The 18,585-nt window shown below is 63.8% G+C and carries 17 protein-coding genes; 13 read left to right on the top strand and 4 right to left on the bottom strand.

Features of this window, described 5'->3' with window-relative positions; translation table 11 throughout:
• The first annotated feature begins 300 nt into the window (after nt 1–300).
• Genes INQ47_RS13715 through INQ47_RS13700 form a run of 4 tightly spaced genes read left to right on the top strand, consistent with a single transcriptional unit; the run spans nt 301 to nt 5,403 of the window.
• Nucleotides 301–783 (top strand): formate dehydrogenase subunit gamma, encoded by a 483-nt coding sequence (locus tag INQ47_RS13715; RefSeq protein ID WP_028697582.1) that lies wholly within the window; start codon nt 301–303, stop codon nt 781–783.
• A complete protein-coding gene (locus INQ47_RS13710) occupies nt 777–2,336 on the top strand; it encodes a formate dehydrogenase beta subunit (RefSeq protein WP_404701908.1) in 1,560 nt (519 codons plus the stop codon). The genes INQ47_RS13715 and INQ47_RS13710 overlap by 7 nt, the downstream gene beginning before the upstream one ends.
• Nucleotides 2,333–5,203, top strand: coding sequence for a formate dehydrogenase subunit alpha (gene fdhF / locus INQ47_RS13705; RefSeq protein WP_252459340.1), 2,871 nt, complete (start codon nt 2,333–2,335; stop codon nt 5,201–5,203). The genes INQ47_RS13710 and fdhF overlap by 4 nt, the downstream gene beginning before the upstream one ends.
• Nucleotides 5,200–5,403, top strand: coding sequence for a formate dehydrogenase subunit delta (locus tag INQ47_RS13700; RefSeq protein ID WP_021785376.1), 204 nt, complete (start codon nt 5,200–5,202; stop codon nt 5,401–5,403). Before fdhF ends, INQ47_RS13700 begins: the two co-directional genes overlap by 4 nt.
• Nucleotides 5,404–5,517: 114 nt before the next feature.
• Here INQ47_RS13700 and INQ47_RS13695 read toward each other — a convergent pair whose 3' ends face one another.
• Nucleotides 5,518–6,381 carry a universal stress protein gene (locus INQ47_RS13695; RefSeq protein ID WP_252459341.1) on the bottom strand — a complete coding sequence of 288 codons (864 nt, stop codon included), beginning with the start codon at nt 6,379–6,381 and terminating at the stop codon, nt 5,518–5,520.
• A 154-nt stretch (nt 6,382–6,535) separates the two neighbouring features.
• Between INQ47_RS13695 and INQ47_RS13690 the strand changes: the two genes are divergently transcribed.
• Nucleotides 6,536–7,153, top strand: coding sequence for a tRNA-(ms[2]io[6]A)-hydroxylase (locus INQ47_RS13690; protein ID WP_021785374.1), 618 nt, complete (start codon nt 6,536–6,538; stop codon nt 7,151–7,153).
• 22 nt (nt 7,154–7,175) lie between these two features.
• Here the strand turns inward: INQ47_RS13690 and INQ47_RS13685 are convergent, their stop codons facing one another.
• The gene (locus INQ47_RS13685; RefSeq protein ID WP_404701907.1) at nt 7,176–7,601 is read right to left on the bottom strand and encodes a YqjD family protein; all 426 of its coding nucleotides are present in this window, start codon (nt 7,599–7,601) and stop codon (nt 7,176–7,178) included.
• Nucleotides 7,602–7,623: 22 nt separating this feature from the next.
• Here INQ47_RS13685 and INQ47_RS13680 point away from each other — a divergent pair, with 22 nt between their 5' ends.
• A complete protein-coding gene (locus tag INQ47_RS13680; RefSeq protein ID WP_003248880.1) occupies nt 7,624–7,887 on the top strand; it encodes a hypothetical protein in 264 nt (87 codons plus the stop codon).
• A gap of 17 nt (nt 7,888–7,904) precedes the next feature.
• Here INQ47_RS13680 and INQ47_RS13675 read toward each other — a convergent pair whose 3' ends face one another.
• A complete protein-coding gene (locus tag INQ47_RS13675) occupies nt 7,905–8,387 on the bottom strand; it encodes an LEA type 2 family protein (RefSeq protein WP_252459343.1) in 483 nt (160 codons plus the stop codon).
• A gap of 131 nt (nt 8,388–8,518) precedes the next feature.
• Between INQ47_RS13675 and INQ47_RS13670 the strand changes: the two genes are divergently transcribed.
• On the top strand, nt 8,519–9,643 hold the full coding sequence (locus tag INQ47_RS13670; RefSeq protein ID WP_404701906.1) for a sigma-70 family RNA polymerase sigma factor: 1,125 nt from the start codon (nt 8,519–8,521) through the stop codon (nt 9,641–9,643).
• 228 nt (nt 9,644–9,871) lie between these two features.
• The gene (locus tag INQ47_RS13665; RefSeq protein WP_404701951.1) at nt 9,872–12,298 is read left to right on the top strand and encodes a TonB-dependent receptor; all 2,427 of its coding nucleotides are present in this window, start codon (nt 9,872–9,874) and stop codon (nt 12,296–12,298) included.
• 349 nt (nt 12,299–12,647) lie between these two features.
• On the opposite strand, the gene INQ47_RS13660 is transcribed toward INQ47_RS13665, so the two are convergent.
• On the bottom strand, nt 12,648–13,538 hold the full coding sequence (locus INQ47_RS13660; RefSeq protein WP_404701905.1) for a LysR family transcriptional regulator: 891 nt from the start codon (nt 13,536–13,538) through the stop codon (nt 12,648–12,650).
• Between the two features lie 102 nt (nt 13,539–13,640).
• On the opposite strand from INQ47_RS13660, the gene INQ47_RS13655 reads away from it, so the two are divergent.
• From INQ47_RS13655 to zapE, 5 genes are all read left to right on the top strand, one after another.
• Nucleotides 13,641–14,720, top strand: a complete 1,080-nt coding sequence (locus tag INQ47_RS13655; RefSeq protein ID WP_103469263.1) for an extracellular solute-binding protein — start codon at nt 13,641–13,643, stop codon at nt 14,718–14,720.
• A gap of 25 nt (nt 14,721–14,745) precedes the next feature.
• Entirely contained in the window at nt 14,746–15,711 is a 966-nt protein-coding gene (gene speB, locus INQ47_RS13650; protein ID WP_021785367.1) for an agmatinase, read from the top strand.
• A 233-nt stretch (nt 15,712–15,944) separates the two neighbouring features.
• On the top strand, nt 15,945–16,262 hold the full coding sequence (locus INQ47_RS13645) for a hypothetical protein (RefSeq protein WP_010953180.1): 318 nt from the start codon (nt 15,945–15,947) through the stop codon (nt 16,260–16,262).
• A gap of 22 nt (nt 16,263–16,284) precedes the next feature.
• Complete coding sequence (locus INQ47_RS13640; RefSeq protein ID WP_404701904.1) at nt 16,285–17,430, top strand: PQQ-dependent sugar dehydrogenase; 1,146 nt, start codon at nt 16,285–16,287, stop codon at nt 17,428–17,430.
• A 42-nt stretch (nt 17,431–17,472) separates the two neighbouring features.
• A complete protein-coding gene (gene zapE / locus INQ47_RS13635) occupies nt 17,473–18,579 on the top strand; it encodes a cell division protein ZapE (protein WP_021785364.1) in 1,107 nt (368 codons plus the stop codon).
• Nucleotides 18,580–18,585: the final 6 nt, after the last annotated feature.

Genomic DNA, 18,585 nt, shown 5'->3' with positions numbered 1-18,585 from the left:
TGGTGCATGCAACGATGGTTTCAAGACCCACCTGATCGGCAAGCCGCGGCAGATGATGCCGGGGCGCAAACACGTGCGTCGGTTTCAGAATGCGCCTGGTCGCTCGTATGCAACCCTTCGGCGCTACAAGTGCCATGCTAGCAGGATGCCCAAGGATCAGTGCGCGCAGACGTGCGGCCGTGGGCGAGGAGGCCGCCAGTCCCACGCAACTGTGACGTGGACGGTGCGCCGCAGCAGAACACGCCGGAAACCTGCCCTTTCAAAAACTCAGGCAGGGTCCGTGATGCCGAGGTCCGCTGTATGCCTGATGAATTGCTCCACCTGCCTGTGATCCAGCGTATTCTGGACCGCGACAAGGACACCCCAGGTGCCCTGTTGCCGATCCTGCATGCCGTACAGCACGAGATTGGTTACATCCCTGATGCCTCGGTCCCCGAGATCGCCCATGCACTCAACCTCAGCCTGGCTGAAGTGCGTGGGGTTATCAGTTTCTATCACGACTTCCGCACCGCGCCGCCCGCTCGCCACACCCTGCGCCTGTGCCTTGCCGAGTCGTGCCAGAGCCGTGGCGCCGAAGCCCTGGCCGCACAATTGCGTGAACAGTTGGCACTAGACGACCATGGTACCAGCGCCGACGGGGCCATTAGCCTGCGCCCGGTGTACTGCCTGGGTGCCTGTGCCTGCTCGCCCGCGCTGGAGCTGGACGGCCAGGTGCACGCGCGCCTCACCCCTGAGCGTCTGCGGGACTTGGTCAACGGTTGCCAGGAGGACTCAGCATGCTGAAGCTGTATATTCCCTGTGATTCGGTTGCCCGCGCCGTGGGTGCCGACCAGGTTGCCGAGGCCCTGCTGCGCGAGGCCGAGCGCCGCCAGTTGCCGCTGGACATCCAGCGCACCAGCTCGCGCGGGCTTTACTGGCTGGAGCCGCTGATCGAGTGCGACAGTGCGCAAGGGCGCCTGGGTTTCGGTCCGGTTACGCCACACGATGCGCCGTCACTGCTTGATGCCCTGGCGGGCGAACCCGGCGGCCACTCGCTGGCACTGGGGCCGGTCGAAGAAATACCCTATCTCAAGACCCAGCAACGCCTGCTGTTCGCTCGCGCTGGCATCACCCGGCCATTGTCGCTGGACGACTATCGTGCCAATGGCGGGTTCGCGGGCCTCGAGGCTGCCGTTGCGCTGGACGGTGCCGAAGTGGTTGCAGCAGTGCTCGATTCCGGGCTGCGTGGCCGTGGTGGCGCGGCGTTCCCGGCCGGCATCAAGTGGCGCACCGTGCGTGACGCTGGTGCCGGGCAGAAGTACGTGGTGTGCAACGCCGACGAGGGTGACTCGGGCACGTTCGCTGATCGCATGCTGATGGAGGGCGACCCCTTCCTGCTGATCGAGGGCATGATCATTGCCGGCCTCGCCGTGGGTGCCGACAAGGGCTACATCTATGTGCGCTCGGAGTATCCCGACGCCATCCGGGTACTCGACCAGGCCTTCGCCATCGCGCGTGACGCTGGCTACCTGGGGGCTGACGTCGCCGGCAGCGGCCAGGCGTTCGACCTGGAGGTGCGGGTGGGCGCCGGCGCCTATATTTGCGGCGAAGAAACCGCGCTGCTCGAATCCATCGAAGGCAAGCGTGGCATCGTCCGCGCCAAGCCACCGCTGCCTGCGCTGCAAGGGCTGTTCGGCCTGCCAACGCTGGTGCACAACGTGCTTACCCTGGCCTCGGTGCCCATCATTCTGGCCAAGGGTGCAGCGTTCTATCGCGATTTCGGCATGGGCCGCTCGCTGGGCACCATGCCGTTCCAGCTGGCCGGCAACATCCGCCAGGGTGGCCTGGTAGAGCGCGCGTTTGGCCTGACCCTGCGCGAGCTGGTGGAAGGCTATGGCGGTGGCACAGCCAGTGGCCGGCCGTTGAAGGCCGCGCAGGTCGGTGGCCCGCTTGGTGCCTGGGTACCCCCCAGCCATTTCGATACCCCATTGGACTATGAAGCGTTTGCCGCCGTGGGCGCGATGCTCGGCCACGGCGGTGTCGTGGTGGCCGACGATACGCTGAACATGGCCAGCATGGCGCGTTTCGCCCTGCAGTTCTGTGCCGAAGAGTCCTGTGGCAAGTGCACCCCGTGCCGCATCGGCTCCACCCGGGGCATGGAAGTGGTCGACCGGCTGATCGCCACCAGCGACATCACCGAGCGTCACGACCAGGCGCTGTTGCTGCGCGACCTGTGCGACACCCTGCAGTACGGCTCGCTGTGCGCCATGGGCGGTATGACTGCCTATCCGGTGGCCAGCGCGCTCAAGTACTTCCCCGCCGATTTTGGGCTGACCACCACGGAGGCCGCACAGTGATCAATTTCTTCGACCCGGAAACCGATCTGGGCACACCGGCCCGCGAAAGCGAAGTGCAGGTCAGCCTGAGCATCGACGGCCGTGCCATCAGCGTGCCTGCTGGCACCTCGGTCATGCGCGCCGCCGCCATGCTGGGCACCAGTATCCCCAAGCTGTGCGCCACCGACAGCCTCGAAGCCTTCGGCTCCTGCCGCATGTGCATGGTGGAAATCGAAGGCATGCGCGGCTACCCGGCATCCTGCACCACGCCAGTCAGTGAAGGCATGGTGGTGCGCACCGAAACTCCGCGCCTGGCCGGCCTGCGTCGCAACGTGATGGAGCTGTACATTTCCGACCACCCGCTGGACTGCCTGACCTGTTCGGCCAACGGCAACTGCGAGCTGCAGACCGTGGCCGGCCAGGTGGGCCTGCGTGAGGTGCGCTACGGCTATGACGGCGCCAACCACCTGGACGAGAAAAAAGACGTTTCCAACCCGTATTTCGACTACGAGCCAAGCAAGTGCATCGTCTGCAGCCGCTGTGTGCGCGCCTGCGAAGACATCCAGGGTACGTTTGCCCTGACCATCACCGGGCGTGGTTTCGAATCGCGGGTGGCGGCAGCGGGTGGTGAAAACTTCCTTGCATCCGAATGCGTGTCGTGCGGTGCCTGCGTGCAGGCCTGCCCAACCGCGACCCTGACGGAAAAAAGCCTGGTGCAGCTTGGCCAGCCTGAGCGTTCGGTCATTACCACCTGCGCCTACTGCGGCGTTGGCTGCTCGTTCCGCGCCGAAATCAAGGGTGACCAGCTGGTGCGCATGGTCCCGGACAAGAACGGTGGCGCCAACCACGGCCACGCCTGCGTCAAGGGCCGCTTTGCCTGGGGTTACGCCACCCACCCGGACCGCATCACCAAACCGATGATCCGCAAGCGCCTGGAAGACCCGTGGCAGGAAGTCAGCTGGGACGAGGCCGTGACCTACGCCGCCAGCGAGTTCCGCCGCATCCAGCTCAAGTACGGGCGCGACTCCATCGGCGGCATCACCTCCAGCCGTTGTACCAACGAAGAAGCCTATCTGGTGCAGAAACTGGTGCGCACGGCGTTTGGCAACAACAACGTCGACACCTGCGCACGGGTGTGTCATTCGCCCACCGGTTATGGCCTGAAGCAGACCCTGGGTGAGTCGGCCGGCACACAAAGCTTCGACTCGGTCATGCAGGCCGACGTTGTACTGGTGATCGGCGCCAACCCCACCGACGCCCACCCGGTGTTCGGCTCGCAACTCAAGCGCCGCCTGCGCCAGGGGGCGAGGCTGATCGTGATCGACCCACGGCGCATCGACCTGGTCGACTCGCCGCACGCCCGCGCCGACCTGCACCTGCAACTGCGCCCGGGCACCAACGTGGCCATGCTCAACGCCCTGGCCCACGTGATCGTTACCGAGGGCCTGCTGGCCCAGCGCTTCATCGATGCCCGCTGCGAAACCGAAGACTTCGCCCGTTGGCGCGACTTCGTCAGCCTGCCAGAGAACGCCCCCGAGGTGCTCGGCCCGGTTTGTGGCGTGCCTGCTGAGCAGATCCGCGCTGCGGCCAGGCTGTATGCCACCGGCGGCAACGCGGCCATCTACTACGGCTTGGGCGTGACCGAGCACAGCCAAGGTAGTACCGCAGTGATGGGCATTGCCAACCTGGCCATGGCCACCGGCAACATCGGCCGTGAAGGGGTAGGGGTGAACCCGCTGCGCGGGCAGAACAACGTGCAGGGCTCGTGTGACATGGGCTCGTTCCCCCACGAGCTGCCCGGCTACCGGCATGTCTCCAACGAGGGCGTGCGTGCCGAGTTCGAACAGGCCTGGGGCGTGACCTTGCAGCCCGACCCGGGTCTGCGCATTCCCAACATGTTCGAAGCGGCGCTGGATGGCAGCTTCAAGGCGCTGTACTGCCAGGGTGAGGACATCGCCCAGAGCGACCCCAACACCCAGCACGTCACGGCGGCCTTGCTCGCCATGGAGTGCGTGGTGGTGCAGGACATCTTCCTCAACGAAACTGCCAAGTTCGCCCATGTGTTCCTGCCGGGCAGTTCGTTCCTGGAAAAGGACGGCACCTTCACCAACGCCGAGCGGCGTATTTCGCGGGTGCGCAAGGTCATGGACCCTCTGGCCGGCAAGGCCGACTGGGAAGCTACCGTGGCCCTGGCCAATGCCTTGGGCTACCCGATGAACTACCGCCATCCTTCCGAGATCATGGACGAGATCGCCCGCCTGACGCCGACCTTCCGTCGTGTCAGCTACGCTGAAATCGACCGCCACGGCAGCCTGCAGTGGCCGTGCAACGACGCCGCGCCAGACGGCACGCCGACCATGCACATCGACCAGTTCGTGCGTGGCAAGGGCCGTTTCATGCTCACCGGCTACGTTCCCACCGACGAAAAGGTCAACAACCGCTACCCGTTGCTGCTGACCACCGGGCGCATTCTTAGCCAGTACAACGTTGGTGCCCAGACCCGGCGTACCGGCAACGTCGCCTGGCATGACGCCGACCGCCTGGAGATCCACCCGACCGATGCTGAAAGCCGTGGCATCCAAGATGGTGACTGGGTCGGTATCGGCAGCCGCGCCGGGCAGACTGTGCTGCGTGCCAAGGTCAGTGCGCGCGTGGCGCCGGGCGTGGTGTACACCACCTTCCACTTCCCGGAGTCGGGGGCCAACGTGATCACCACCGACAACTCCGACTGGGCCACCAACTGCCCCGAGTACAAGGTGACGGCAGTGGAAGTGGTGAAAGTGTTCCAGCCATCGCAATGGCAAAAGCGCTATCAGGACTTCAGTGATGAACAGCAGCGCCTGCTGAAAGAGCGCCGTACTGCGGAGAAAGCCGAGGTTCGCCGATGAGCAGCGAAAACCTGGTCAAGATGGCCAACCAGATTGCCCATTACTTCGACAGCGAGCCAGACCGGGCGCTGGCGGTGCAAGGGGTGCGGCAGCATATGAAGAGCTTCTGGACGCCGGCGATGCTCCGGCAGTTGGCAGAGTGGAACGAGGCCCACGCGGGGGAGGGGCTTGACCCAAAAGTGCGGGAGGCGTTGGTCTAGATTCCCGGGCGGCAACGGAACCTTGGGGGCGGGTTTGCCTGCGAATTTGGCGTTGAAATCAATGACGCATTCGCGGGTGAACCCGCTCCTACAAGGGGCCTGTATGTTGCATACTTAGCCGCGGGCCAGCTCCGCCAGGTGGGCGATGGCTTCCTCGCTCTTGAGCACCAGCACATCGCCCTCCAGCGCATCCAGCACCACTTCCGAGGTATTACCGATCAACGCCCCGGAAATCCCTGTGCGGCACACCGTGCCTATCACTGTCACCACTGCATCGAGCTTCTGTTCGGTATGTGGAATCAACACATCCGCCGGCCCTTCGGCCACGTGCAGGCACTCATCGCTTATGCCGTATTCGGCCTGGAACGCCTTGCACGCTTCACGGTAGCGTTTTTCGATCGTATCGCTCAGCTGGTAGGCCGGGTCCGACGCTGACAGCATCGGCGACGGGTGGGCACTGATGACATGCAGTTCTCCCTTGGCCAGTTTGGCAATCTCGAAGCCGTGGTCGATGATGCTGGCATGCAGGCGGCGGTGGTCTTCGTCCTGGTTGCCCACGTCCACCGCCGCCAGGATCTTGCCCCCGGTCCACGGCCGCTCGCTCTTGACCATCAGCACGGCACACGGGCATTGGCGCAGCAGCTTCCAGTCGCTGGGGGTGAGCAGGGCTTTTTTCAGTGGGTTGTCCGGACGGTGATCCTTGATCACCAGTTCACAGCCTTCGGCCTGCTGTACATAGATGATGGTGTCGTGCAGGTTGTCGCGCCAGCCCTCTTCATGGGTGACATTGTCGAAGCCGTCATCATGCAACTGGCTGCTCAGCAGGCTCAGCAGCGCACTGTGATCATGCCGTTTGTCGCACATCAGCAAGTGCAGGCGTGCGCCGGTGATACCAGCGATCAGCTTGGCCCGCGTAAGCGCCCGGCTATGGGCGTGCGTGGGGTCGAGGACGACGAGGATGCTGCGGACGGCTTGCATGGGCGTTAACTCCCTTCGATGATGGCGACCAGTGCCTGACTATAGTCGGCGCTTCCCCCTCTAGCGCTTGATGTACATCAAGCATAGTCACTGGCGTCGCCAGCCGCCGCCGGTATAATCGCCGACCCTGCCTGTTCTGTGTGGTTGTACGCTTATGTCCCTGATCCCCGAAATCGACGCCTTTCTTGGCTGCCCGACGCCAGACGCCTGGATCGAAGCGGCACTCGCCGACCAGGAAACCCTGCTGATCGACCACAAGAACTGCGAGTTCAAGGCTGCCAGCACGGCCCTGAGCCTGATAGCCAAGTACAACACTCACCTTGATCTGATCAACATGATGTCGCGCCTGGCCCGCGAGGAGCTGGTGCATCACGAACAGGTGTTACGCCTCATGAAGCGTCGCGGTGTGCCGTTGCGCCCGGTGTCGGCGGGGCGTTATGCGTCGGGGTTGCGCCGGCTGGTGCGCGCCCACGAGCCGGTCAAGCTGGTGGATACGCTGGTGGTGGGGGCGTTCATCGAGGCGCGCAGTTGCGAACGTTTTGCCGCGCTGGTGCCGCATCTGGATGAGGAGCTGAGCCGCTTCTACCACGGGCTGCTGAAAAGCGAGGCGCGCCACTACCAGGGTTATCTGAAACTGGCGCACAACTACGGTGATGAGGCGGACATTGCCCGCCGCGTCGAGCTGGTGCGCGCTGCGGAAATGGAGCTGATCCAGTCACCAGACCAGGAGCTGCGCTTCCACAGCGGCATCCCGCAGGCTTTGGCCGCCTGATGTGCACCAGGCGGCGCAGTCTTTAATTGCGCCGGCCCAGTAGCAGGCCCACCACCAGCCCGAGGCCGGCGGAAATGGCGACGGTCTGCCAGGGGTGGCCGCCGATGTAGTCCTGAGTGGCGTCCACCACCGGTTGCGCCTTGTTGCGCACGTTGCTGGCCGCCTGGCGTGCCTGGCGCAGCTTCAGGCTTACCTGGGCGCGCAGTGTCTCTGCTTCTTCACCGACCAGGGCGGCACTGTCGTTCAGCAGTTTTTCCGATTCTTCTATCAGCGATTGCAGTTCGCTGAATACCTGGTCCTTGATCTGATCGCTGTCTGCCAGCGTGGCGTTTTTCCGGGCCATGAACTCGTCCTCGTCAATGGGGGGGTGAACAATGGATGCCACCACGTCGGGAAAGTTGCGGCGGCTTTCCGATGATGGGTTGCCTGGGTGTAAGATAGCGGCCATTTTCAAACCTGCAGGTAACTTCATGAGTTTCAATCTGGCCAACATGAGCTTCGAGGAACGGGCGCAGATCGAGGCAGAGAAGGCCCGGCTGTTCGAGATGTGGCAGAACAACCTGGGCAAAGCCAAGGGCGAAGCCGCCCGGCTGATTGCTGAAAAGCCACGGCGCAAGGGCAAATGGGCCGAGTGGGTGCGCGCTGAACTGGACGGCATGACCCCGCCTGAATACGCCAGCATGGTGCGCAGCGAAGTCAACAAGCTGATGGCCGCAGCCAGCGCCAACCGCTGAGCACACCCGCCGGGTGCTTACCAGTAGGTGCCCTTGGGCAGGTCCAGCTTGCCTTCATCGGTAAAACGCACGGTCCCCAGCGGCCCGCCGGCCAGTTTGCCGCGCAGCTTGTAGGGCAGCCCCTGCAGCGAGTCCAGTTTGCCTAGCCCATAGGCCTGGCGCAGGAAGGAAAACGCCGTGATGCTGACCGGCACCACGATCACTGCTTCGTCGTAACGGCCAATGTGCCCCTGCTGGTCGCTGACCCCGGCGGCCAGCGGCTGGCCGTTCACTTCCAGGTTCAAGGCGATGCCGTTGTAATCGATCGGTGCCTCATTGGGGTTCTGCACCCGCATTTTCACCGCCATGCGCAGTTCCAGCTCTTGCCCGGGCAGTGGTTCGATGCCGATCACGCTGATGTTCACCGGGTCACGTGGCTGGAACAGCGCACAGGCCGCCAGGCCACAGGCCAGCAGCAGGACCAGGAACAGACGGGTATAGCGGTACAGACGGGCAGTCATGGGCTGTGACCTTGCCGGAGTGGAGCTGGCAGTGTGGCAAATGCGCGTCGACGTTGAAAGTATCGGTTGATATGAAAGATACTGTTTCTCATTAACGCTCGATAACCTCTCTTACTGGCTGTTCCCCAATCATGCTGACTTCACCCATGTCGGGCCTGCTGGCAAGTTTCCAGGAGCACTACGACGACCTGCTGCAGTTTCTGACGCGACGCATGAGCGACCGCCAGCGCGCGGCCGACGTGGCGCAGGAAACCTACCTGAAGCTGGTGAACATCGACGAGCAGGCAGTGCCTGTGTTGCACGCGCGCAGTTTCATCTTCCGCGTGGCCGGCAACCTGGCAATTGACGCCTTGCGCCGTGAGCAACGCATCGCTGCCAGCCACGACGACAGCGACGGAGCCAGTGAGGTGGCCTGCCCGGCACCGGCACCCGAGGCGGCGTTGCTGGCCCGCGAGCGCTTGCAGATTCTTGACCAGGCGCTGTTGCAGTTGCCCGACAATGCCCGCCAGGCGCTGTTGCTCAACCGTGTCGAGGGCCTGACCCAGAAGCAGGTTGCTCAACGCCTGGGGGTTTCCGAGAGCATGGTGGCAAAGTACATCGGCCAGGCCCTGCGCCATTGCCGCGGCCGACTGAAACAGGCGGGTGTGGCGGCATCGGTGGTATTGCTGGTCGCCGCGGTGGCGGGTTGGCAGCAAGCCCCGATGCTGCTGGCCGATTATCACACCGCCGTGGGCGAGCGGCAGGTCATTACCCTGACAGATGGCACACGGGTGACGCTGAACAGCGCCAGCGCCTTGAGCGTGGCGTTCAGCAAGCATGAGCGGCGTGTGGTGCTCGATGCGGGTGAGGCACTGTTCGAGACCGCTGATGATTCACGTCCGTTTGTGGTCGAAACGGCCGGTGCGCGGGTGCAGGGCAATGCTGCCACCTTCAGCGTGCAGCGCGATGGCCACGTCGTGCTGGCTCGCGGTGAAGCCAAGGTGGGTGAACATGAACTGGCGGTGGCGACCGATGCCGTCACGCAGATGGCCTGGCAGCGGGGCAAGCTGATCTTCAACGGCAAGCCGCTGGGGCAGGTGCTGATGGAGCTTGAGCGATACCGGCATGGGCGCATTGTGTTGTCCGATAGCAAGCTGGCTGCGATGGAGGTGAGCGGGGTGTTCGACCTGGATGAACCTGAGGCCCTGTTGCGGACGTTGGAGCAGCGATATGGCCTGAAGGTGACCTACCTGCCGTGGTTGGCCGTGGTGCATTGATGAGCTTGTGCCGTCCTCTTAGCGGGCTTGCCCGTTCCTGCACAGGTCGCACGATATTCAGGCGGGCGCAGTCGTTGTAGGAGCGGGCTTGCCCGCGAAGAGGCCGGACAGAAATAAAAATATTTTTCATTTGGCACTGCAAGTTCCTGCAAGCCAGATCGTCGTAGTGAGACTGATCAGCAACCCATTCTCATTTACGACTTGTCAGGAAGCTCATTCGTGCCTCTGATGCTCAAGCCCTTGCACCGCCGTTGCGGTCTACTTCACCATGCCTTGATGTCTTGCAGTGCCTTGGCCCTGTTGCTCGGCCCCCTGCACGCAGGGGCTGCGACAACTGCCGAACAGACCCAGATGCAGGCCCGTCAGGTCCAGCTCGACCTGCCCGCCCAGCCGCTGGACCAGGCGCTGACCACCTTCGCCGACCAGGCCGGCCTGCACCTGCTGTACACCACTGGCGATGTCGCCGGCCAGGTCAGCCCGGCGTTGCAGGGCAACTACAGTGTCGAGCAGGCCCTGCAGCAGTTGCTGGCCGGCAGTGGCATGAGCTGGCAGTTCAGCGAGGCTCGCACCATCACGCTGCGCAAGGCCGCGGCCGCGCCGCAGGCGGTCAACCTCAAGCCGATCGAAGTCAGCGTAGCCTCGCGCACCAGCACCGCAATCAGCGAAATCCCCGGAACCGTCTGGGTAGTGGACCAGCAGCAATTGCGTGAGCAGATCGACAGTGGCGTCAGCCTGAAGGAAGCCATCGGCAAGCTGGTGCCGGGCCTTGACCTGGCGCCGGAAGGGCGCACCAATTACGGCCAGAACATGCGCGGGCGCAACGTGCTGGTGATGATCGACGGGGTCAGCCAGAACAGCTCACGCGGCCTGTCGCGCCAGTTCGACAGTATTTCGCCGTTCAACGTCGAGCGCGTCGAAGTGCTGTCTGGCGCCAGCGCCATCTACGGCGGTGGTGCCACCGGCGGCATCATCAACATCGTGACCAAGAAGGGCGAACCCGGCCCGGCGCGCTTCGAGACCCAGCTGGGGGCCAGCAGCGGTCTCAACAACAGCGACGACCTGGCTACGCGCTTCGCCCAGTCGGTCAGCGGCGGCAACGAGCGGGTCAATGCCCGGTTGGGGGTTTCCGGTGAGCAGAACGAAGCCTTCTACGATGGTGCTGGCGACCAGATCTTCATCGACAACACCCAGACCGACCTGCAGTACAACCGCACCATCGACGTACTCGGTACCTTGGGCCTGCAGTTGAACGACCAGCAGAGCCTCGACCTGTTGGCCCAGTACTACGACTCGGGAAACCACGGCAGCACGGGTATCTACTTCCCCAACCTGAACTACAACGCGCCATCCGACCTGGAAGACGCCGAGCTGCGCAGCGGTTATTCATCGGACCTGGAGCCGCGCACGCGGCGTCTGCTGCTCAATGCCAATTACCACCACACCGACGTGCTGGGCCAGGACTTCTACCTGCAGGCTTCGTACCGCAAGGAAGACGACAACTTCTACCCGTTCCCGTACTACAACCGTGCCACACCCACCGGCTCGCGCGGAGTGTACTTTGCCGCCTCGCAGCAGAACTTCGAGGTCACCAGCCTCAAGGGCCTGTTTGCCAAACAGTGGGATGCGCTGAAGCTGACCTACGGCGTTGACCTGGACCGCGAGCGCTTCAATGCCGAGCAGACCACCTTCAACGCCCAGACTTCGTCCGAGTCGGGTGGCCTGGAGCTGGAAAAGGACAGCAAGGCCGCACGCTACCCCAGCTATCGGGTGGATGGGGTGTCGGTATATGCCCAGCTGGACTGGCATGCCACTGACAACCTGACGTTGTCCGGTGGCGCCCGGCGCCAGCAGATGGACGTGGACGTCAGTGACTTCAAGGGCGTGCCGGGCGGCAGCAACGACTATCAGGTCAACCTGTTCAACGTCGGTGCCATCTACGACTTCAAGAACGGCCACCAGGTGTGGAGCAACTATGGCGAAGGCTTCGACCTGCCTGACCCGGCCAAGTACTACGGCAAGCCGGGCCTGAGTGTCGCCGATAACCCGTTGGCCGGTATTAAGAGCCGCCAGGTGGAATTGGGCTGGCGCTATGCCGACCTGGACTGGGATGCACAGGCAGCGCTGTACTACATCTGGTCGGACAAGATCATCAACGTCGATTCGCAAACGCTGACCATTGACGTGGAAGATCAGAAAAGCCGCGACTTCGGCTTTGAAGGGGCACTGACCCGGCACTTCCAGACCGGCTGGGAAGCTGGCGGCACATTGCACATGACACGCTCCGAGGAAGAGGCCGCCGACGGCGGCTGGATCAAGCGCGATGCCCGATACGCTTCGTTATCCAAGGCCACCGCGTTCGTCGGCTGGAAGGCCGATGGCCGCAGTGCACGGTTGCAGGCCAACCATGCCTTCAGCCTGAAGGACGATGCCGATCACGAGATTGACGGCTACACCACCTTCGACCTGCTGGGCAGCCAGGACACCGGTTTCGGCACCTTCAGCGCCGGTATCCAGAACCTGCTGGACAAGCAGTACAGCACGGTATGGGGACAGCGCGCGACGTTGTTCTATTCGCCGACCTACGGGCCGGCGTATCTGTATGACTACCAGGGGCGCGGGCGTACCTACACGCTGAGCTGGAGCATGGCTTACTGATTGTGGTGGCCTGAACGGGCCTGTTCGCGGCGGCAACGGTGAACGGCGGGTGGGTGAACGGCGGGTGGAGATTGGCCAGCAGGGCCGGCCTCTTCGCGGGTAAACCCGCTCCTACACGACGGCCTGTGCCCAGCCACCGACCTGTGTCCACCCCCGATCCGGCGTAGGAGCGGGTTTACCCGCGAATACGGTAGCGGCGGCAACGGTGAACGCCTGGTGGAAATTGGCCAGCAGGGCCGGCCTCTTCGCGGGTAAACCCGCTCCTACACGACGGTGCCTGTGCCCAGCCACCGACCTGTGTCCACCCCCGATCCGGCGTAGGAGCGGGTTTACCCGCGAAGGGGCCGGTTCAGGCAAACGCCGCCAGCAAATCCTGCGCAAATACATGGGCTGCCTCGCCAACCCCCTGTGCCCGGTGCCGGGCCAGGGTGAACGGCACCCCAAAATCAAGCTCAGGGTCCAGCGCCCATAACAGCCCCTCGGCCTCCCAGCCCTGTGCACAGTGGCATGGCAAGTAGCCAATATGCTGTCCCGACAGAATGAACGTCAGCACGCTTTCGATCTGCTCCGCCACTGCCGTGCTGCGTCTGCTCTGGAACGGTTCGCCCCCTTTGAGAAAACGGTACGGATGGCGCACCTGGTCCATGTCCAGCAACCGCTCAAGCCCAACATCCGTTTCGCCGTACAGCACATGCCCCCTGCCGCAATACAGCCGCTGTCGCTCGGCGAACAAGGGCTGGTAATCAAAGGCCGCCTGGTTGCCGGAAAAGTAGCTGATGGCATAGTCCAGCCGCTGCTCCAGCAACAGCCGTTCCAGCTCCGCCGGCGGTGCACTGACAAGCTCCAGTTGCACCGATTCCTCTCGCCTGCGAAATGCCGCAATGGCCGCCGCCAGTTTCAGGCTCACCGCCTTGTCCTGATTTTCCGCCATGCCGATGCGCACAGTTCCCAGCAGCCGCCCGGCAACGCCGTTGGCCTGCTGGCGAAACTGCTCGATGTTCAGCAGTAGCCCACGCGCCGCGTCCAATAGCAGTTCACCTTTTTCCGTCAGGCGAAAACCACCTTTGCCGCGGCTGCACAGGCGGTAACCCAAGCGTGCCTCCAGTTGGGCCATGCGCTGGCTGATGGTGGGCTGGCTCAGGCCCAGCACGCCTTGAGCGGCGCTGAAGCCACCTGCCTCGACTACAGTGACGAACAGCCGCAGCAAGTGCAGGTCGGGATCATGGACTTGTCCGAGCATTACATTGCTCCTGATGAATGTCAGCTTTGCAAACTTGCCATTGGTGCAATGTAACCCGGCTGGCATGCTCGCGGCATCCACCCATTTACCGAGGTGTCCGCCATGCGTCGATCGTTGTGCCTTTTGTCTCTGGTTCTGGCCCTGCCGCTGCAGGCCGAAGAAAAGGTCGTCAACCTCTACAGCTGGGCCGATTACGTCGCCCCGCAAACCCTGCAACGCTTCGAACGGGAAACCGGCTACAAGGTGCGTTACGACACCTTTGACACCCCCGAGGTACTGGAAACCAAGCTGCTGACCGGTGGTAGCGGCTACGACGTGGTGGTGCCGTCATCCACCGTGCTGGCCCGGGCGCTCAAGGCCAATGCCCTGCAACCGCTGGACGCTCAGGCCATGCCTGGCTACGGCAACCTCGACAAGGACCTGCTGGGCAAACTGGCCGAGGTTGACCCCGGCAACCGCCATGCTGTGCCGTACACCTGGGGCACGCTGGGCCTGGGGGTGAATGTGGAGGCGGTACGCCAGCGCCTTGGTGATGTACCGCTGGACAGCCTCGACCTGTTGTTCAAGCCCGAGTACGCCGCCCGCCTGAAGGGTTGCGGCATCGCCATACCAGACTCGCCCCAGGAGGTGATCGGCGTAGCCCTGAACTACCTGGGCAAGGACCCTTACAGCCAGAACAAGGGTGACCTGGCCGCCGCGCAGAACCTGCTCAGCCAGTTGCAGCCGTCGATCAGCTACGTCGCCAACGGCCGGCAGATCAACGATCTGGCCAATGGCAGCGTGTGCCTGGCGCTGACCTACAACGGTGATGCAGCGATGGCCGCCGACCAGGCCCGTCGTGCCGGCAAGCCGTTCGAGGTGATCTACCGCATCCCCCGCGAAGGCACGCTGGTATGGCAGGACAACCTGGTCATCCCCAAGGACGCCCCACACCCCGAGGCCGCCCGGGCGTTCATCGCCTTCATGCTCAAGCCAGAGTCGGTGGCAGCGCTGACCAACACGCTGTTCTTCGCCAACGCCAACCAGGCTGCCACGCCGCTGGTGGACGAAGCGGTGCGCAACGACCCGGATATCTATCCGTCGGCCGAGGTGCGTCAGCGCCTGTACGCCGACCGCAGCATGGCCCTGGCCGACCTGCGCCAACGCAACCGTCTGTGGACCGCCTTCCGCAGCCGGCAGTAGCCCGTGACAATCAAGGAGCCCGACCGTGGACCAAGCCGCAAGCAACGACCAGGCAATTACCCGCGATAGCCTGTATGGGACCGCCGCAGAAAGCACCTACGCCGGTGTTGTCAGTTTTTCCCGCCGCCGCTACAGCCGCGACTTGCGCGGTGTGGATGTGGTGGTCAGCGGTGTGCCGTTCGACACGGCCACCAGTAACCGCCCCGGCGCGCGCTTCGGCCCGCGGGCGATTCGTGCGGCCTCGGTTCAGCAGGCCTGGGCCCGCCACTGGCCGTGGGCGTTCGACCCGTTCGACCACCTGGCGGTGATCGACTATGGTGACTGCCCCTTCGACAGCGGCACGCCGCAGTCGGTACCGGACAGCATCGAGGCCCATGCCGAGCATATTCTGCAGGCGGGGTGCGCCATGCTCACCCTCGGTGGGGACCACTTCATCAGCTACCCGTTGCTCAAGGCTCACGCCCGCCGCCATGGCCCGCTGGCGCTCATTCATTTCGATGCGCACAGTGACACCTGGCCAGACGAGGCGGGCAAGCGCATCGATCACGGCACCATGTTCTGGCATGCCGCCCGCGAAGGCCTGGTTGACCCGGCCCACTCGGTACAGATTGGCCTGCGCACGACCAATGACGACAGCCAGGGCTTTGCCATTCTCGACGCCAGGCAAGTGCACCGCCAGGGCACAGAGGCGGTGATTGCGGCGATTCGCCAGCGGGTGGGCGAGCGGCCGGTGTACCTGACCTTCGACATTGACTGCCTCGATCCGGCCTACGCACCCGGTACCGGAACGCCTGTGTGTGGCGGGCTGAGCACGGTGCAGGCGCTGGAGATTCTGGGTGGGCTGCGTGGCATCAACCTGGTAGGCATGGACTTGGTGGAAGTGGCGCCAGCCTATGACCATGCCGATATCACTGCTTTGGCCGGGGCAACCTTGGCCATGGAGATGCTGTGCCTGTATGCGGCGCGGCACAAGGTGGACAACGGCCAGTAGATTTTGCGGCCATTCGCGGGCAAGCCCGCTCCCACACGTGTCTCACAGGGCCAGAAATCTGTGGGTGACCGTGGGAGCGGGCGCGCCCGCGAATGGCTGCAAAGCAGCCCTCCGAGGCCCATACTGAAACATCAGGAATCATCTCCACCCGCATTCACACTTTTGCCGCGAACCCCTCGCGCCTTAGGCTATCAAACCCACCAGGCGCGGCATTTTCGTACAGGAGGTGAAGCATGACCCCGACATTGCCCATCCTGGCCCTCGGCCTGGCCTTGTGCCTGCCCGCGCACGCGGCGGCGCAGCAGCCCGTGCAACGTGCTGCCGGCAACAATAACCCTTACAACAGCCCGATCCAGCGGGCCAACCCGAACAGCCGTCAAGGCAGCATGCCGGCTGCGCCACCGGTACGTGGCCCGTCCACCGACCCGTACCAGCGCCCACCCACCCTGGACAACCGCGGCATCGGCAACGGCGACAACCTGCGCCGTCAGCAGCAAACCCCGAACCTGGAACCCACTCGGCCACCCCGTGACAACCCACGTGCGCCGTAAAAACACTTGAAAGGAATCCGGCATGCTTCGAGCACCCTGGCTGGCCACCCTGGCTGCTGCCGCGCTACTGCCCTTGTGGGCGCATGCGGCGGCCGAACAGCGATTTCCCAGCGAAGAAGGTACCTTGATCGTCAGCACGCTTGCCGATGGCCTACGCAACCCTTGGGCCCTGGCCTTCCTGCCCGGCGGCAAGGACATGCTGGTGACCGAGCGGGCGGGCAACCTGCGGCTGGTCAATGCCGAAGGCAAGGTTGGCCCGTCGATCAGTGGTGTACCCAAGGTCTGGGCCGAGGGCCAGGGTGGCTTGCTGGATGTGGCGCTGTCACCGGAATTCGGCAAGGACCGCACCGTCTACCTGTCCTACGCCGAGGAGGGCAGTGACGGCAAGGCCGGTACTGCGGTCGGCCGCGGGCAGCTGTCCGAAGACCGCGCCCGGCTGGAGAATTTCACCGTGATCTTCCGCCAGCAGCCCAAGCTGTCGGTGGGTAACCACTTCGGCTCGCGGCTGGTGTTCGACCGCGACGGCTACCTGTTCATCGCCCTGGGCGAGAACAACCAACGCCCCACTGCTCAGGACCTGGACAAGTTGCAAGGCAAGGTCGTGCGTATTCTGCCGGACGGCGAAGTGCCCAAAGACAACCCCTTCGTCGGCAAGGGCAACGTGCGCCCGGAGATCTGGTCGTACGGCCACCGTAATCAGCAAGGTGCTGCGCTCAACCCCTGGACCGGCCAGCTGTGGACCCACGAACACGGCCCGCGCGGTGGTGATGAAATCAACATCCCAAAGCCTGGCAAGAACTACGGCTGGCCGATGGCGACCCACGGCATCAACTATTCGCTGCTGCCAATCCCCGAGGCCAAGGGCAAGCATGTGGACGGCATGATCGACCCGCACCATGTCTGGGAAAAGTCACCGGGTATCAGCGGCATGGCGTTCTACGACAGCCCGACGTTCAAGGCCTGGGACCACAATCTGTTCATCGGTGCGTTGGCCACTCAGGAATTGATCCGCTTGCAACTGGACGGCGACAAGGTGGTGCACGAAGAGCGGTTGCTCGGTGACCTGAACGCGCGTATCCGTGATGTGCGGGTGGGGCCGGATGGTTACCTGTATGTCCTGACCGATGACAAGGACGGCGCGCTGCTCAAGATAGGCCTGACGGACTGACACGCTCCTGCACCGAGGGTGGCAGTCGGGTAGAATGCGGCCATGGCCATCGACCCCCAATCCCTCTACCAGCAAGCCCTGAGCACTCGGGGCTACGTTGCTGATCCCGCCCAGGCCCGCGTCGTCGAGGCCTTGCAAGGCTGCTTCCAGTCCCTCGAGCAGGGCCGCCCCACCCAGGGCCTCTACCTCTGGGGCCCGGTCGGGCGCGGCAAGACGTGGCTGATGGACCAGTTCCACCAGTGTCTGCGCATACCGAGCCGGCGCCAGCACTTCCACCACTTCATGGCCTGGGTGCATCAGCGCCTGTTTCAGCTCAACGGTACCGCCGACCCGCTGCTGGCCCTGGCGGCGGAGCTGGCGCGGCAAATCCGTGTGCTGTGCTTTGATGAACTGTTCGTCAACGACATCGGTGATGCGATCATCCTTGGCCGCCTGTTCCAGGTATTGTTCGATCAGGGCGTGGTGATTGTTGCCACTTCCAACCAGCCACCCGAGCAGCTCTACCGCGATGGCTTCAACCGCGAGCGGTTTCTGCCGGCCATCGCCGCCATTGGTCGTCACATGCAGGTACTGCCAGTAGCGGGCGAGCAGGATCACCGCCTGCACCCCGGTGAAGCGCGGCAGCGCTATTGGGTAGCCGAGGCAGGGCAGGTCAGCCAGTTGGCCGAGGTGTTCCGCCAGCTCAGCCCCGAAGACGCCGGCACCGATCAGCCCTTGGTTATTGGCTCAAGGCACATTCACGTCGTGCGGCGCAGTGAGCAGGCTATCTGGTGTCGTTTCACCGATCTGTGCGATCAACCCCTGGCCGCCATGGAGTTCATGGCCTTGTGCGACCGTTTTCCCTCGATTCTGGTATCCGGCATTCCGGCGCTGGGCGGGGAACAGCGGGCGGGGCGTATTGCCCGTGGCACCGAAGATGGCGCGGCGAGGGTAGTGGCGGGCGACCGTGAACTGCCTGCACTGTCGCCCAAGGACGATGCGGTTCGCCGCTTCATTGCCCTGGTCGACGAATGCTATGACCGCCGGGTGGCGTTGTACCTGGAGGCACAGGTGCCGCTCGATGCGCTCTACACTCAAGGTTATCTGGCGTTCCCGTACCAGCGTACCCTGAGCCGGCTGCGGGAGATGCAACTGCAACGCTTCGCCTGAAAAGGA

It is taken from the genome of Pseudomonas sp. 3HC3 (genome assembly GCF_044904505.1).
Classification (GTDB): domain Bacteria; phylum Pseudomonadota; class Gammaproteobacteria; order Pseudomonadales; family Pseudomonadaceae; genus Aquipseudomonas; species Aquipseudomonas putida_Y.
Note: the sequence above shows the minus strand (reverse complement) of the source record. Positions and strands in the feature narration are given on the sequence as shown.

Excerpts from the sequence above, each read along its gene's own strand:
- INQ47_RS13715 (WP_028697582.1), top strand. The coding sequence starts at position 301 with ATGCCTGATGAATTGCTCCACCTGCCTGTGATCCAGCGTATTCTGGAC.
- INQ47_RS13710 (WP_404701908.1), top strand. The coding sequence starts at position 777 with ATGCTGAAGCTGTATATTCCCTGTGATTCGGTTGCCCGCGCCGTGGGT.
- INQ47_RS13700 (WP_021785376.1), top strand. The coding sequence starts at position 5,200 with ATGAGCAGCGAAAACCTGGTCAAGATGGCCAACCAGATTGCCCATTAC.
- INQ47_RS13695 (WP_252459341.1), bottom strand. The coding sequence starts at position 6,381 with ATGCAAGCCGTCCGCAGCATCCTCGTCGTCCTCGACCCCACGCACGCC.
- INQ47_RS13690 (WP_021785374.1), top strand. The coding sequence starts at position 6,536 with ATGTCCCTGATCCCCGAAATCGACGCCTTTCTTGGCTGCCCGACGCCA.
- INQ47_RS13685 (WP_404701907.1), bottom strand. The coding sequence starts at position 7,601 with ATGGCCGCTATCTTACACCCAGGCAACCCATCATCGGAAAGCCGCCGC.
- INQ47_RS13680 (WP_003248880.1), top strand. The coding sequence starts at position 7,624 with ATGAGTTTCAATCTGGCCAACATGAGCTTCGAGGAACGGGCGCAGATC.
- INQ47_RS13675 (WP_252459343.1), bottom strand. The coding sequence starts at position 8,387 with ATGACTGCCCGTCTGTACCGCTATACCCGTCTGTTCCTGGTCCTGCTG.
- INQ47_RS13670 (WP_404701906.1), top strand. The coding sequence starts at position 8,519 with ATGCTGACTTCACCCATGTCGGGCCTGCTGGCAAGTTTCCAGGAGCAC.
- INQ47_RS13665 (WP_404701951.1), top strand. The coding sequence starts at position 9,872 with ATGCTCAAGCCCTTGCACCGCCGTTGCGGTCTACTTCACCATGCCTTG.
- INQ47_RS13660 (WP_404701905.1), bottom strand. The coding sequence starts at position 13,538 with ATGCTCGGACAAGTCCATGATCCCGACCTGCACTTGCTGCGGCTGTTC.
- INQ47_RS13655 (WP_103469263.1), top strand. The coding sequence starts at position 13,641 with ATGCGTCGATCGTTGTGCCTTTTGTCTCTGGTTCTGGCCCTGCCGCTG.
- INQ47_RS13645 (WP_010953180.1), top strand. The coding sequence starts at position 15,945 with ATGACCCCGACATTGCCCATCCTGGCCCTCGGCCTGGCCTTGTGCCTG.
- INQ47_RS13640 (WP_404701904.1), top strand. The coding sequence starts at position 16,285 with ATGCTTCGAGCACCCTGGCTGGCCACCCTGGCTGCTGCCGCGCTACTG.
- zapE (WP_021785364.1), top strand. The coding sequence starts at position 17,473 with ATGGCCATCGACCCCCAATCCCTCTACCAGCAAGCCCTGAGCACTCGG.